The organism is Sphaerospermopsis kisseleviana CS-549 (assembly GCF_028329225.1).
Classification (GTDB): domain Bacteria; phylum Cyanobacteriota; class Cyanobacteriia; order Cyanobacteriales; family Nostocaceae; genus Sphaerospermopsis; species Sphaerospermopsis kisseleviana.
In genome coordinates this window covers 1-16,038 of sequence record NZ_JAQMTI010000021.1, presented here as the reverse complement: position 1 = coordinate 16,038, position 16,038 = coordinate 1, and the positions used below count along the sequence as shown (strand labels likewise).

Here is a 16,038-nt window from a genome sequence, read left to right as displayed (position 1 = left end):
ATTACTCAGTTTTCTTCTCAGTCAGTGGCAGTTAGTTTTTCTCACACCTTAATGGGGTGGGTGTTCCTTTCCCACCTCACTTTCTTAAATTAACTTAAATTAAATAGCTGAAAAATTTTTTACTTACTCAATCATAAAAGGTAATTTAATAATGCCAAATTGGAAAAATAAAATTGAATCATGGAAAGGCCTACGTATTACTCGTCGTCATGCCTTATTTGCTTTTGGTTATAGTGTAGTTTTGTCAACTACACTATTTAGTTGCAACAGTCCGCAACAAAAACAAAGTAATTCAGAGATAAACAATACAGCATCTAATACAACTAATACATCTACCTCTGGGAACAGTTCTACCTCTACTCAAAAAGTAGTGAGGATAGTCCGTTCTAAACAACTTACAGCCTTAGCAGTTCTGGAGAAACAAGGCACTCTGGAAAAACGCTTAGAACCTCTAGGTTATAAAGTGGAATGGCCTGAATTTGCCGCAGGTCCACAACAGTTAGAAGCTTTAAATGCAGGTGGACTTGATATTGCTTCCACTGCTGAATCACCTCCTATTTTCTCCCAAGCTGCTGGCGCTCCCCTGGTTTATTTAGCTGCTAATTCTTCTGATGGTCAAGCAGTTTCTCTTTTAGTTCCAGCTAATTCACCTGTTAAAAGTGTCCAGGATTTAAAAAGTAAAAAAATTGCTTTCCAAAAAGCCTCGATAGGGCATTATCTAACAGTTAGAGCCGTAGAAAAAGAGGGTTTAAAACTAACTGATGTTGAGTCTGTTTTCCTAGCACCTCCAGATGCTAATGCAGCCTTTAGTCAAGGTAAAGTTGATGCTTGGTTTATTTGGGAGCCATTCGTTACCAGAAATGTGCAGAACAAAGTTGGTCGTGTGTTGATAGATGGTGGTAATGGTTTAAGAGATACTAATAATTTTATTTCTACAAACCGTAAATTCTATCAAGAAAATCCTCAAGTGATTAAAATATTTTTGGAAGAATTACAAAAAGCACAGGTTTGGTCTAAGAACAATCCCAAAGAAATTGCTCAATTGTTGGCTCCTGTAACTCAACTTGATGCACCAACATTAGAAAAAATGCACAGTAAATATGATTTTGCATTAGTGCCTATTACCGATGCAGTGATCAACAAGCAACAAGAAGTTGCAGATAAATGGTACAGCCTGGGACTAATACCCAAGAAAGTTAATGTTAAAGACGGGTTTTTAACACCGGAACAATATGCGGAAATTACTCCCAAAGAAGTGTTAGCAAGTAAATAAAAATTTGTAATTTATTAATCTGGAAATCTCAACTATGACGACTCTAACTTTAACCAAATTTCAAATTACTCCTCTTGATGCACCCTTGGGAGCAGTAGTTACTGGACTAGATGCTAGTCAAACCATTGCACCTGAAGTCATTTTACAATTAAAACAAGCATTGCGGGATTATCATATTCTCATCTTCAAAAATCAAAATTTGACTGATGAGCAATTTTTAAACTTTAGTTTTTACTTTGGTTCTCTTTTTGTTCCTCCAGATAATATTCCAGTTTTAGCTTCTCAGCCCGGAGTAACACCATTGATAATTCCTGTTTCTAATGTCGATAACGGTTATACAGGAACAGGTGAGATACCTTTTCATTCTGACCATAAATGGACTCCTTTTCCTTCCAGTGGTTCTTTGCTTTATGCTTTAGAAGTTCCATCCCAAGGGGGGGATACTTCCTGGTTAAATCTAAATTTAGCTTATGAAACTTTGGATGAATCAACAAAAAAACGAATTGCTAATTTACAGTTGATTACTTATAATCCGTTTTTAAATAAACCAGGAGAACCCAGAAGAAAATATCGTGAGGATAAAAGTATTCCTCTCATTAGTCCTGTATTTCCCCATCCATTAGTCAGAACACATCCAGAAAGTGGCAAGAAGATTTTATATTTAGACTACGCCACAGAAGTTGAAGTCGTTGGTTTAGATCCCCAAGAGGGTCAAGAATTAATTGCACAGTTGCGATATCATCTGCATCAACGTCAATTTTATTATCAACATAAATGGTCTGTGGGCGATATTGTTTATTGGGATAATCAATCTACATTACATTATCGTCAAGCTTTTGATCCTAATGAACGTCGAGTTTTGAAACGGATTAGTTTAGCGGGTAGTCGCCCATTTTAGGTTTTGTAATAAAAACAGTCATAAAAAAATTTGAATTGAAATTTATTGAGGAGACAGAAGCATGAAGCTTAACTTACCACGACGCATATTTTTACAGAAATTCCTTCAATACTCAATATCAGCATTAGCTTTAGTTACTCTTTCTGTACCAATTTCCAGTAAAATAGTCGAAGCCCAAAATACAACTAATAAAACAGGCATTAACACCAAAGTAGTCCGACTGGCTTATCAAACTTCTGGCGATATTGTAAAGATCAAAGGAGTAGTAGATAAACGTCTTGAACCTTTGGGTATCAAAGTAGAATGGTCTCCATTTCCTGCTGGACCCCAACTTATGGAAGCGATGAATGCTAACAGAGTTGATATTGGTTCTGTGGGAGAAACACCACCTATATTTGCTCAAGCTGCTGGCGCTCAACTTGCCTATATTGCTGGACGTAAACCCAGTAAGGGTGAAGGTAGTGCTATTGTTGTTCAACAAAATTCTCCTATTAAAACAGTTAAGGATCTTAAAGGTAAAAAAGTTGTTTTTCAAAAAGGATCTGCTGCACATTATTTACTGCTTAGAGCATTAGGTGAAGTCGGGTTAAAAATTAGTGATATTCAAGCAGTGAGTTTAACTCCTGCTGAAGCCCGTGATGCCTTTATTCAAAAAAAGATTGATGCTTGGGTAGCTTGGGATCCTTTTATTGCTTTTGTCCAGAAAAATGCTAATGCTCGTGTTTTGAGAAATGCTTCAGGAATTGCTAACCAAGGTGGTTTTTATATGGCTAGACGTAGTTTTGCCGTTGAAAATCCAGAAGTTGTGCGTATAGTTTTAGAAGAAGTGGATAAGTTAGGGGAATGGGCAGAATCTAATCCTAATGAAGTTGTGAAAATTCTTGCTCCTGAATTGAAACTTGATCCAGCGCTTTTATCTGTGGTAGTTCGTAGACGTACATTTCGTTTACGTCCAATTAACTCATCTCTGATTGCCGAGCAACAACGCATTGCGGATCTATTCTACAACGAAAAAGTGATTCCTAGGCGAATTGCTATCAAAGATTCAGTTCTCACTTCTCAGCAGTATGCAGCTATTACACCGCGAAGAATTAGTAGAAAATAACTACTAATTGAGATTCCTGATTTCTGAGAACAAATCATAATTGGTTGGTAAGAATTCAGGAGTCAGAATATTTGTGTGAATATTTGTGTCTAGGAACAAATAAACTCTGCTTGTAATCATTCTCATCATCACTTAATAAATAAATGGTCATGAAACTTTCTTCTACTGATTTTTCATCAAAGTATTCAACAAGAAAAAATAAGTTCTATTTTAAATTTCTGAAAAACCGCTATTTTCAATCATTTATACCCTGGGTTGTACCAATTACAATAATTGTAGTGTGGCAGTTGTTATCCTCTATTGGTGTTATTCCTACAAGAATATTACCCGCACCTTTGGCAGTTCTTATTGCTGCTATTAAATTAGCTCAGACAGGTGAACTTTTCAGAAATATTGGTATTAGTGCCTTACGAGCGATATCCGGGTTTTTAATTGGGGGAAGTATTGGATTTAGTTTAGGTTTACTTAATGGTGTTTCTCGGATTGCGGAAAAATTACTAGATACATCACTGCAAATGTTGCGGAATATTCCTAATTTAGCATTAATTCCTCTAGTAATTTTATGGTTTGGCATTGGTGATGAAGCGAGATTATTTCTAGTATCTTTGGGTGTAATGTTTCCCATTTATTTAAACACTTTTCATGGGATTCGTAGTGTTGATCATGGATTGATTGAAATGGGTAAAATTTATGGTTTAAATACTTGGGGTTTATTTTGGCGAATTATTCTCCCAGGAGCAATGTCTTCAATTTTAGTTGGTGTGCGGTTTTCTTTGGGGATTATGTGGTTAACACTTATTGTGGCAGAAACAATTGCTGCTGATTCTGGAATTGGATATATGGCAACAAATGCTAGAGAATTTATGCAAACGGATGTTGTTGTGTTAAGCATTCTAATCTATGCCTTGTTCGGCAAGCTGGCTGATATAGTTGCTAAAGCTTTGGAAAACTACTGGTTGCAGTGGAATCCCAGTTATTTAAAGGGTTAATCTACTAATACTCGATAAAGTTACAGTGTTTTTTTGTAAAAGTATTGCTTTTCTTGATTCATTTGTGCAATACTCTTAAACATTACCTCAATAGTACGGTTCATCGATAGAATTACCGTAGTTATTGATTGAGTTTTTGATTACAAAGTTTTACACTTAAACATCATGCAAGTTCTTTGGTTTATTCCCACACATGGCGATGGACGCTATCTAGGAACTGCTATAGGTGGTCGTTCAGTCAACTTTGATTATTGGCGACAAATTGCCCAAGCAGTTGATCAATTAGGATTTACAGGAGCTTTATTACCTACAGGTCGTTCCTGTGAAGATGCCTGGATTTTAGCTTCAACTTTGGTAAGTCACACTAAAAAAATGCGATTTTTAGTAGCAATCCGTCCAGGATTGATGTCACCAGGGGTAGCGGCAAGAATGGCAGCAACTTTTGATAGAATTTCTGGCGGACGACTATTAATTAATGTCGTTACTGGTGGTGATCCTGTTGAATTAGCTGGTGATGGTTTGCATCTTAGTCATGATGATCGCTATAAACTGACAGATGAATTTTTAACAGTTTGGCGACAAATAGCAGGTGGTGAAACTTCTAACTTTGAAGGTGATTATCTCAATATTAAAGAAGGGAAAATACTATTTCCTAATGTGCAGAAACCTTATCCACCTTTGTGGTTTGGTGGTTCTTCTGCGATTGCCCAAGAAATTGCTGCCAAGCACGTTGATGTATATTTAACTTGGGGTGAACCACCTGAAAAAGTAGCAGAAAAAATCGCTTCTGTAAAACGTTTAGCAGAAGCACAAGGTAGAACCTTACAGTTTGGGATTCGTCTTCATGTCATTGTTAGAGAAACTGAAAGTCAGGCTTGGGATGCGGCTAATGATTTGATTCGTTATGTAGATGATGAGGCTATTAACAAAGCCCAACAAGCCTACTCTCGCATGGATTCAGTTGGACAACAGTTGATGAAGGAATTACATAATGGTAGTCGGGAAGCATTAGAAATTAGCCCCAATTTATGGGCAGGAATTGGTTTAGTGCGTGGTGGTGCTGGAACTGCATTAGTAGGCGATCCTGATACTGTTGCTCTAAGAATGCAAGAGTATGCAGATTTAGGAATTGATACTTTTATCTTCTCTGGTTATCCCCATTTAGAAGAAGCTTATCGGGTAGCAGAATTACTTTTTCCTCGTTTACCTTTGAATAATTTACCAACAGTAGAACCGCAGTTATTGAGTCCTTTTGGTGAGATTGTTGCTAACCGGGAATTTCCCCAGCAGCTTCAAGAACAACTTAGAGAAACAACAGTAGCAACTGTAGATTAGTTAAAAATTAATTAAATCAAGAGGTTTAGATCACATGACTAATATTTTAGCGATCGCTGGTAGTCCTTCTCATCCTTCCAGAACCTACGGAATTTTAGAATATGCGACTCAAATTGTTTCCCAACAAGGCTTAGAAACAGATATTATTTCTGTGCGAGATTTACCTGCGGAAGATTTAGTTTTTGGACGTTATAATAGCCCTGCTTTAGAAAAACCAAAAGCATTGTTAGAAAAAGCAAGTGGCGTAATTATTGCCACTCCAATTTACAAAGCCGCTTATACTGGGGTACTCAAATCTTTCTTAGATTTATTACCACAAAAAGCCTTAAAAGATAAGGTTATATTACCTTTAGCCACCGGTGGTACAATTGCCCATTTATTATCAATAGAATATGCCTTAAAACCAGTTTTAGGTGAATTAGGTGCAAGGCATATTTTAAGTACAGTTTACGCAGTAGATAAGCAAATTCAAATTCAAGCTGATGGAAGTTTGCAGTTGGATGAAGAAATTGATCAACGTCTGCAAGAAGTTTTAATAGAATTTGTGCAAGCTGTTAATAAATTTCACCCTGATGTTAAAGAATTAGCATATAGCAACTAAAGGCATCTATGAATCAAAACTCTGAATTTTCCTAGCCTATGGGTAAGTTCTGTTGATTAAATCAGCGTTACTAGTGATTTTAACTGACAATGCCATGACTTCTAGTTTTTTGACTACTCACACTCCAACTACGATCACTATAGTTGGCGGAGGCTTTAGTGGTACTCTAGTGGCTACCCATCTATTAAAAACTGCTAGTCAACCCCTGATCATTAAGTTGATTGAGCGCAGTCGTCAAATTGGCAAGGGAATTGCTTATAGTACGGAGACTAACTGTCATTTACTCAATGTCTCAGCAGGTAACATGAGCGCGTTTCCTCATGACCCGGGACATCTGTTACGTTGGCTTCAGTACAACCGCAGCGAGTTAGAATCATTTTTTTCCGAAGAAGTCAATGCTAGTACCTTCATTCCCCGCAAAGTTTATGGTTTGTACATTCAGTCAGTTTTAGCAGAAGCAGAAGCCACAGCACCCAGTGATGTGCGTCTGGAAAGGGTGACTGATGAGGTGGTGGGGATACAACCGGAAGCAAAAAGGGCAGCTATTGCTCTCCGTAGTGGCCGCTATTTTAATGCCGATAAAGTTGTCTTGGCTTTGGGAAATTCCCTTTCTACACCTTCAGAAATTGAGAATACAGATAGTAATTATCTCCGCAATGCTTGGTCAGCCGATGCCCTAGATGATCTTGATCCTGATGCCCCTATACTACTGATTGGTACGGGATTAACAATGGTAGATATGGTGTTATCTCTGCACAGTCGCCAACACCGGGGTAAAATTTATGCTGTGTCTCGTCGGGGACTGTCTCCCCAAAAACATCAACCGGCTCAACCTTATGCTAATTCTTTAACTCCAGATACTTTCCCCACAACAGTACGGGGTTGGTTACATTGGTTGCGGACTGAGGTAGAAGTTGCCACATCTCAAGGTTATGGTTGGCGATCGCTCATTGACTCTCTACGTCCCCACACTCAGAAAATTTGGCAAAAACTACCAAAAGAGGAACAACGGCGATTTCTACGTCATTTAACACCTTATTGGGACATCCATCGTCACCGCATTGCCCCACAAGTGGGAGATGTAATCACAGAAATACTCAATTCTGGTCAACTAACTATTTCTGCTGGCAGAATTAGAGAATATCAAGCTGTTCCTGGTGGTGTAGCTGTCACCATATCTGAACGCAAAACCCAGACTAATCAGATTTTGCCAGTGCGTCGAATAGTGAATTGTACCGGAGTAGCAGGAGATTATCGGCATTCAAATCATCCTCTGGTTACTAATTTGCGAAGCCAAGGATTAATTCGTCCGAATGTCCTGGGTTTAGGACTAGATACTAACTCCCAGGGTGCTTTATATCAAGCAGATGGTACAATTTCTTCCCTACTTTATACCTTGGGAACACCCCGCAAAGGCGATCTGTGGGAAACTATAGCTGTTCCAGAGCTACGAGGACAAGCACAGGCATTATCCCAGGAGTTGTTGCAGTCTCTACCATTGCGTGTGCGTCCCCTTCCTGCCATAGCTTTGAGCAATACCAGTACAGGAATACCACAGCCAACCTTTCTATTTCGCCAATTTTTCGACCCTGAAACCAGTAGCTATACCTACCTTATTGCGGATCAACAGTTAGGAGATGGGATTTTAGTTGATCCTGTATTAGAACAAGTTGACCGGGATTTGCAATCATTAGAAGAACTAGGATTAAAACTACGCTATTGCTTGGAAACCCATCTCCACGCTGACCATATTACAGGAGCAGGAAAACTCAGACAACAAACAGGCTGTCAGATCATCGTTCCTGAAAATCCTGCGGTAACAAAAGCAGATCGCTCTTTTGTAGGTGGGGAAATTATAGAACTGGGTTCAGTAACTATTGAAGCAATTTCTACACCTGGACATACTGCCAGTCACATAACCTATTTGGTGAATAAAACTCACTTGTTAACCGGTGATGCTTTATTTATTCGTGGTTGTGGACGTACAGATTTTCAGGGTGGTGATGCGGGAACTCTCTATGATGTGGTGACACAACGCCTATTTACCTTACCAGATGATACCTTAGTATATCCTGCCCATGACTACAAAGGGCGTACAGTTTCCACCATTGGGGAAGAAAAACGTCTCAACCCCAGATTTAGTGGCCGTACCCGTAGTCAATTCATCACCATTATGAATAATCTCAAATTGAGTTATCCCCAAAAGATGAATGCAGCAGTACCGGCAAATGAATACTGTGGTGATTTCATTCTCCAAGATAGCTTAAATCAGTCCACAACTTTAGCAAAAGAAGAACAAGAACAAATAGAACTAACCGTTATGGCAAATACAGAAATATACAATGATTACTTTGCTATGTATATATAGCGGCAGGTGAAAATGGAATTGGTGAAATGCTTTCCCATAATTTTTGCTTTCCAATAGCTAAAGTAGTTGAAAAAGCTGCCGCATATCTATCATTAAAAACTATCTTCGCTCCAGCAGCAGTAAGAGCAGTGGTATTGCTGGCTATTACAATCTATTTAATGTTATCGTAAAACTTCCAACTGCTTTACTTCCGCATTCTGTTCTTGATCTAATTCTGGTAAATTTTTCCCTAAAATCAAAACTGAAACCATCATTAATAAACTCGTTACCATAATCACGCTGATCACATTCGGATCATCAAAATTGCTTGTACCTATTAACAAAGCAGCAGCAAAATTGCGTTGTGCAGTTCCTACTCCTAAAACTCTTTGAGTATCAATACCAGGTCCTCCCAATAAATAACCTACAGTAAAAGAAAATACAATAAAAATAGCACATACAAATATCACACCATTTGTCAATAAAACAGTAATTTCACTAAAGTGAACTATCAATCTGACCACTAAACCTAAAAGCAATCCAAAACTAGATAATTTGGCGGTAATTGCTTGTAAGCTAAGGGATATATTTTCAGATTTGGACTTAATTAATAACCCAATTCCTAACGGTATTATCATCATCAATATTAAAGGTTTAGCAATATCCCAAGAGTTGACTTGTACACCTTGCAAAACCAAAGGTAATACAATCGGCATATAAAAAACAGTACCTAACATTAACATCATCATCAACCCTGTAGAAAAAGCTAAATTCCCCTTCACTATTTGCGCAAGTTTAGGTAAAGCTGGCGGACCTGATGCTAATGCCATAATGATAAACCCATCTTTCACAGGTTCATTAACAGGTATTACTAGCAGCAGTAAATAGACAAAAACTGGCACTAAAACAAAATTTACTAGTAGCGATAAAACAACTAAACGGATATTACGAAGAGGCTGCCAAATTTGTTGTACAGTTAACTTTAAACCTGTACCAAACATAGTAGCAACAACAAAACAAAGGAATGCTATTTTGTCAAGAATGGGGATAACTTCATTCATAAATTTCTTATTTCACTTATTTCACTTTCAACAAATCTGTAGGTTGGGTTGAACAAAGTGAAACCCAACATATACAGCATATTCCATGTACATGAGGTACACTATGAACAGGCAAGACTTGTACTGAGCGGTTAGTGAGCTTATACTGAGCTAAGTCGAAGTGCGGAGTCGAACTATGTCGAAGTATGCCTGTCCCACAAGGGTTTTATCATTAATATCTGTACTTCATAATAACGGAAACTGCTGTATAATCTCTTAGCCTATTGGGTTTCGTTATTTAATCCAACCTATATTTGCTACATTTTTAATTCAAATTTAAAGTAACCTTCTGTAAATTACCTGTGAATGCAAAGGGTACTTGATAGGTTTCCACAATAGGAGTACCTGTATCTTGACCGACATCAAAAGTTTCATTTAATGCCAAACGGTAGGGTAAAGTTTTTTCAATTCTACCCTCAGCTACCTGTTGATCATTAATGAATAACTTGCCAATTCCACCTGCACCAACTCCACCACCGTCATAATCAAAATTAAATTTAATTGTTGATTTACCAGGTGCTAATTTTGCAGGAGATTGAATAGTGTACCGTTCGGCATTAGCAAAGTTGTAAACGTAGGTTGGTTTACTATCTTCTAGGAAAAATCCCCAACCCGCAAAACGTCCACCTTGAGTTAATAAAACACCTTCTGCACCATTTTCAGGAATGTCTACATCAACAGTAATACTAAAGGATCTATTTTTTAAACTTGGGGCGCTACCTTCAGGAATGCTAACTCCACCAGAATAGTAAGTAAAAGTTGTGCGTCCTGCGGCAGGGGAAGGACGACTTTTGACATCAAATCTTTCAGAAACGCGATCATCTAATGGTAAAACTTTGTGTTTACGAGCTTCTGATAAAAACAACTTTTGCAGTTTTTCTAATTTCTCTGGATTTTCAGATGCTAGGTTATTAGCTTCGCTAAAATCTTTCTCAATGTTGTATAGTTCCCAAGGATCTTTCTCGAAGTCTGCATTAATTGTACCCTGCCAAGGTAATCGGGGATGACGCGCCGCAGCTATCCATCCATCATCATAAATCGCCCGGTTGCCAAACATCTCAAAATACTGAGTTTCATGTTTAGAAGCAGCTTCAGGATCATCAAAAGTGTAAACTAAGCTAGTACCTTCGATTTTCTGTTGTTTTACCCCGTTAACTTGAGTAGGTGCAGTAATTCCCGCAGCTTCAAAAATAGTTGGCGTAATATCAATAACATGATGAAATTGGCTACGAAGTCCGCCTTGATCTTTGATGCGATCGCCCCAAGCAATAATCAAGGGGTTACGAGTTCCACCAAAGTGAGACGCTATTTGTTTTGTCCATTGAAAGGGTGTTGTACCAGCCCATGCCCAAGCTGCATGATAATGATTAAAGGTTTTGGGACTACCTAAGTCATTCAAAGAAGCTAGGAGTTGTTCTCGACTTTCCGGTACTTTATTGAAAACTTTTAATTCATTGACGCTACCTGCTAAACCACCTTCGGCACTAGCACCATTATCACCAACGATGTAGAAAACTAAGGTGTTGTCTAATTCACCAATTTGGTCAATGGCATCAATTAATCTTCCCACTTCATAGTCCGTATGTGCCAAAAATCCGGCAAATACTTCCATTTCATGGGCATAGATTTTTTGATCATCTGGAGATAAGGAATCCCATGCTGGCAATTCTACCGGACGGGGGGTAAGTTCGGCATTAGCAGGAATTACACCCAGTTGTTTTTGACGAGCAAAGGTTTCTTCTCGTAATTTATCCCAGCCTTGATCAAACTTGCCCTTATACTTGTCTATCCAGGCTTTGGGGGCGTGATGAGGTGCATGGGTAGCACCGGTAGCCAAATAGGTAAAAAAGGGCTTGTCAGGGGCTATAGACTGTTGAGAATGAATCCAGTTAATGGCATGATCTACTAAATCAGGAGTCAAATGGTAATCAGGGTTATTGGTTGGTGGTGCAACTCGCTTAGTATTTTCTACCAAAGCCGGACTCCATTGGTTAGTATCACCACCCAAAAAACCGTAAAAATACTCAAATCCTAATCCTGTCGGCCAGCGATCAAAGGGTCCAGCCGCACTGGTTTCATAATCTGGTGTGTTGTGCCATTTACCGAAAGCAGCAGTATTATAACCGTTCTGCCGTAATACTTCCGCTACAGTAGCCGCACTCTTGGGTAAAATTGTCGTGTAACCTGGATAGCCAGATGCTAATTCTGCAACTACTCCTGTACCCACTGAATGATGATTGCGCCCAGTTAATAAAGCTGCTCTGGTAGGTGAACAAAGGGCTGTAGTGTGGAATTGGTTGTAACGTAATCCTTTTTCAGCTAAACGAGTTAAATTCGGGGTATCTACGAGTCCACCAAATGTACTCGCTTGCCCAAAACCCACATCATCCAATAATACTAATAATACATTCGGGGCTTTTTCCGGGGCTTTAATGGGTGCGGGAAAATCTGGTTTTGAATCTTTGTAAGTTAAGCCAATTTCACCATCAAAAGACGGTGGACGTACTGGTAAAACCTTTGATGTCGCAGCTAAGGCGGGGCTTGTTACCATCAACAATGTGATGAGAAAAGATAGAGACAGCACCCGCAAAATTGAATGTAACATACAATATCCTTGTATAATAAATCTGCAACTTTGCGTCTTTGCGTCTTTGCGTGAGGCTTAATCTTTTAACGAACCACGAAGGACACAAAGGACACGAAGATTAAGAATGTTAGAGAGAGATTTTGCGTTAGTCTTGTAAATTCTTCACCAAACGAAACCCGATATGGGTTGTTCCCGTATCAGTAGATTCTGATTCCCGTGCGGCTGGACGATAACGGCTACAATAGTTTGGCGCACATAGGTAAGAACCACCTTTGATGACATGAAGGTCAGTTTCTGTAGGTTTTTTAGGATCAAAACTTTGGTTAACAGATCCCCCACTTCTCAAAGAAGTCGGGGATCTATCGTTGAATAAGTCGGAAGTCCATTCCCACACATTGCCGGTCATGTCGTATAGTCCATAACCATTGGCGGGGAAAGAGCCTACTTTTGCTGTTCCTACATAACCATCAGTTTTAGTATTGAAAAAGGGGAAGATTCCCTGCCAGGTGTTGGCTTTTTTCACTGAATATTGATTCCCCCAGGTATAAGTTGCTCCATCCAACCCACCGCGAGCAGCATATTCCCACTGTGCTTCTGTTGGTAATGATTTTCCTGACCATTGGGCGTAGGCTACAGCGTCTTGATATGCAATATGAACAACTGGGTAGTTTTCTTTCCCTACAATAGTGCTATCACTACCAAAGGGATGCTGCCAATTAGCACTGGGTGTCCAATGCCACCAACTGAGAATTTGAACTTCCTTCACACCTTGTTTTGGCATTTGAAAGACCATTGATCCTGGTAATCTCTGCTCATCTAGTAAGTCGGGAAACTGTTCTTTTGATAAAGGTCGTTCTGCAACTGTTACATAGTTGGTGGCTTTGACAAATTCAGCGAACTGAGCGTTTGTCACTTCGTATTTATCTATGCAAAAGGATGTAACTGTGACATTTTCTGCTGTTTGCTCTTCCACAAAACCAGAATCATCTGCTCCCATTTTGAATGTACCTCCAGAAATCATTACCATTCCTGGAGGACAGGGGTTAACGGCAAATGCTGGTGAATTAGTAAATAGCGATATCAGTGCAACTACTTGAATGAGTAGCAATATTAAAAACCGCATTTTACGTTGTATTAAGCTCCTGAGCGATCGCTTGTAGAATCACTGGGAGGTTCTTCTTTACCACTTCTGCAACTGACCAAGTTATCTTGATTGAGATTATTGGCAGTCAATACATATACTGGAATCAAGATGAAAATTGCAGCAGTAATTAACAAAATTGCATATTTCATGGATTTATTTTTCACCTCTTCTCTTTTCTAAGTTAGTTTCTCCTCTCCAGTAGCCACTGGTAAATCTTTGTGAGTGCTATATTCTGTCCAAGAACCTTCATAAATTCTAACTTTGGGATAATTAAGTAGATGCTTTAAAACCACATATTGTAATGTAGCTTCTCGTCCTGTACTACAAGAAACAATAATGTCATTTTCAGGAGTAATCTTTTTATCTGCCAGAATTTTCTTAATCTCATCTAATGACTTTAATTTGTGAGGATTTTGAGCATCTGTAAACGTTACCCAAGGAATATTCCGCGCACCAGGAATATGTCCATTGCGTATCCAAATATTTTCCTCACCCCGGAACAATTTTTCTGGTCTAGGATCAATAAAAACAACTCCTGATTTACCAATCAGTTTTTTCACATCACTTAAATTCACACGCACTGAAGGGTTATCTTTAACTGTGAATTTACCGACTGAGTATTTAGGAAATTCTTTTGTGACAGCTTGATCGGTTTTATAACCAGCATAACCACCATCTAATACAGCAATATCTTTCAATCCAGAACGTTCTAGTAAATAAGCAACCATTGTTGCACCTAAAACATCTCTACCATCTGAATATACAAGAACACGACTATTATTTGTTACACCAGAATTAGCAAATATTTCTCCTAATTTTTGATTTTCCCAATATTGTACCGGTAATCCTTCTTTTGGACCCCTAAAAGCTGTATCAGCAATGTTGACAGCATTAGGAAGATGTCCTTCTATATAGTCGAGAGGAAAATTACGTACATCTAAAATTCTAAGGTTAGGATCTTTGGCGTTTTCAGCTACCCAATTTGGCGAAACAAACTGAATATTGGCGCGAGAATTAGCTGATAATACTGGCAAAGGTAATAAGGGAATACTTACTAAAAATGCAAAAAACACTGTCACCAGAGCAAATAACTTAGGTTTTTTCAAATTCTTTAAATAAAAACTTTTAAACATCATTTTCACCTTTATTTCTATTTCATCAAAATCTTCATTACTTAGTGAAATTACTTTAATTAACAGGAATGTTAAAGTAATCTCAAAAACCGCATTCTACGCCGTTGTTACCGTTAAACCAAGAATTTTAGCGAATCTTTCTACATAAAATTCTGTAGGATTAGCAACTTGTTGAATAGATTCCCGTTGACGTAAATTCTCCCACCATTCCTGTAATTTATATGTTTCTGTGGGCAATGTAAAATTACGGAATTTTTCTAAAACTGGTAATCTTTCAAACCAAGGATAGAAGCTGATATCAACTAAACTCAAATGTTCGCCTAAGAAGTAGGGACCATTACCAGAAAGTTTGCCTAATCCTTCTTCTTCAATATACAAAAGAGACTCTAAAAACTCTCTCTTTCCCTGTTCTTGTTCTTGGGTATCTTTACCACGCAGGAATTTATTAAAAGCTGGAACTAAACGGGTATTAGCGTAATCTATCCAAATTCTTGCAACCGCTTTTTGAGCAGGATCATGAGGTAATAAAGCTGGTTCGGGAAATACTTCTTCTAAATATTCATTGATAATTGCGGATTCATATATTTCCACATCACCATGTTTGATGGCTGGAACTTTTCCATAGCGAGAAACTTGGGTAAAAGCTTCTGGTTTATTCTGTAAGTCAATTTCAATCGGTGTAAAATCAATTCCTTTTTCCAGCAACACTACACGGGTTCTTTGGGAAAAAGTAGAGGCTTTAGCAAAATACAGTTGTAATGTACTCATTTAGTCCTTTCCTTGATTGGGATTTGTTTGATTTTTTAGTTAATTAGGGCTTGCTGATAGCAGAGCGTGGCCTAAGCCATAAAAGTATTCTCGTATAGACAGGCAAAAGACAAGAGTTTGGGCTATCTGTTGGCAACAAATTTTTCCCTATTTCACGCTCACTATTTTCAATTTTGCTACTCCTATCTTGAAAAACCTTGTACCTCATTGTTCTATTTTTCGCCTCAATCCTTTGATTTGTCTAGGTTTTACATTTATTCCACATCCCCTAATTACAAAAATTGCAATTTGAATGACAAAGCCAAAGATAGAAGTGAAATTGCTTCTCTTCTACGAGTTATATTCTTTTGACTGGCAAAATACCAGAGGTCAACATTAACTACGGTTTATCGGTCAACTTTTAGTAGTATTCTAAGAGTATTTCATAGTTTTTACTAAAAAACAAGTCTTTTAGCAAACATTTTTCTCAAAATGTAGAGCCAAAATGCCCAACAATCTAGCACTTGTCCATACCTTGCTTTTCTTCAGTACCGCGTTCATTGCCGGGTCGTTTAGCGAACTTCCATCTGTTAAGTTAATGTCTCATACCAATACTTTTCGATTAATAAAGCTTTAACATGCTCTCCATCTCACTCCTTCTACCAAGATATAAAAAATCGCGTTTAGGACTTCCCACGTATTGACTTCACGCTTGCGTCCTCCAGGTTTAGGCTCTGGAATCAGGTCGCTGATTAATTCATATTGGTCACGGGTCAGGT

14 protein-coding genes are annotated in these 16,038 nt (G+C 38.4%); 7 read left to right on the top strand and 7 right to left on the bottom strand.

Annotation, left to right across the window (positions count from 1 at the left end; all coding sequences use genetic code 11):
- Nucleotides 1-151 precede the first annotated feature (151 nt).
- The 7 genes from PN497_RS01285 to PN497_RS01255 all read left to right on the top strand — a co-directional run bounded on the left by PN497_RS01285 (nt 152) and on the right by PN497_RS01255 (nt 8,569).
- A complete protein-coding gene (locus PN497_RS01285; RefSeq protein WP_096572489.1) occupies nt 152-1,273 on the top strand; it encodes an aliphatic sulfonate ABC transporter substrate-binding protein in 1,122 nt (373 codons plus the stop codon).
- A 34-nt stretch (nt 1,274-1,307) separates the two neighbouring features.
- Nucleotides 1,308-2,171, top strand: coding sequence for a TauD/TfdA dioxygenase family protein (locus PN497_RS01280; protein WP_096572490.1), 864 nt, complete (start codon nt 1,308-1,310; stop codon nt 2,169-2,171).
- 61 nt (nt 2,172-2,232) lie between these two features.
- A complete protein-coding gene (locus tag PN497_RS01275; RefSeq protein WP_096572491.1) occupies nt 2,233-3,276 on the top strand; it encodes a sulfonate ABC transporter substrate-binding protein in 1,044 nt (347 codons plus the stop codon).
- Nucleotides 3,277-3,425: 149 nt separating this feature from the next.
- Complete coding sequence (gene ssuC / locus PN497_RS01270) at nt 3,426-4,265, top strand: aliphatic sulfonate ABC transporter permease SsuC (RefSeq protein WP_096572905.1); 840 nt, start codon at nt 3,426-3,428, stop codon at nt 4,263-4,265.
- Nucleotides 4,266-4,430: 165 nt separating this feature from the next.
- Nucleotides 4,431-5,600: an FMNH2-dependent alkanesulfonate monooxygenase gene (gene ssuD, locus PN497_RS01265; protein WP_096572492.1), complete on the top strand. Its 1,170-nt coding sequence runs from the start codon at nt 4,431-4,433 to the stop codon at nt 5,598-5,600.
- Between the two features lie 34 nt (nt 5,601-5,634).
- Nucleotides 5,635-6,201: an NADPH-dependent FMN reductase gene (ssuE, locus tag PN497_RS01260; RefSeq protein ID WP_096572493.1), complete on the top strand. Its 567-nt coding sequence runs from the start codon at nt 5,635-5,637 to the stop codon at nt 6,199-6,201.
- 94 nt (nt 6,202-6,295) lie between these two features.
- Entirely contained in the window at nt 6,296-8,569 is a 2,274-nt protein-coding gene (locus tag PN497_RS01255) for an FAD/NAD(P)-binding protein (RefSeq protein ID WP_096572494.1), read from the top strand.
- Between the two features lie 161 nt (nt 8,570-8,730).
- On the opposite strand, the gene PN497_RS01250 is transcribed toward PN497_RS01255, so the two are convergent.
- From PN497_RS01250 to PN497_RS01220, 7 genes are all read right to left on the bottom strand, one after another.
- On the bottom strand, nt 8,731-9,609 hold the full coding sequence (locus PN497_RS01250; protein ID WP_096572495.1) for a bile acid:sodium symporter family protein: 879 nt from the start codon (nt 9,607-9,609) through the stop codon (nt 8,731-8,733).
- Between the two features lie 304 nt (nt 9,610-9,913).
- Entirely contained in the window at nt 9,914-12,253 is a 2,340-nt protein-coding gene (locus PN497_RS01245) for an arylsulfatase (RefSeq protein WP_096572496.1), read from the bottom strand.
- 127 nt (nt 12,254-12,380) lie between these two features.
- The gene (locus tag PN497_RS01240; RefSeq protein ID WP_096572497.1) at nt 12,381-13,358 is read right to left on the bottom strand and encodes a formylglycine-generating enzyme family protein; all 978 of its coding nucleotides are present in this window, start codon (nt 13,356-13,358) and stop codon (nt 12,381-12,383) included.
- An 11-nt stretch (nt 13,359-13,369) separates the two neighbouring features.
- Nucleotides 13,370-13,528, bottom strand: coding sequence for a hypothetical protein (locus tag PN497_RS01235; RefSeq protein ID WP_272109344.1), 159 nt, complete (start codon nt 13,526-13,528; stop codon nt 13,370-13,372).
- A 27-nt stretch (nt 13,529-13,555) separates the two neighbouring features.
- Nucleotides 13,556-14,515 (bottom strand): sulfurtransferase, encoded by a 960-nt coding sequence (locus tag PN497_RS01230; protein WP_236104158.1) that lies wholly within the window; start codon nt 14,513-14,515, stop codon nt 13,556-13,558.
- Between the two features lie 93 nt (nt 14,516-14,608).
- On the bottom strand, nt 14,609-15,280 hold the full coding sequence (locus PN497_RS01225; protein WP_096572499.1) for a glutathione S-transferase family protein: 672 nt from the start codon (nt 15,278-15,280) through the stop codon (nt 14,609-14,611).
- A gap of 612 nt (nt 15,281-15,892) precedes the next feature.
- Complete coding sequence (locus tag PN497_RS01220) at nt 15,893-16,036, bottom strand: transposase (protein ID WP_409349310.1); 144 nt, start codon at nt 16,034-16,036, stop codon at nt 15,893-15,895.
- Nucleotides 16,037-16,038 lie beyond the last annotated feature (2 nt).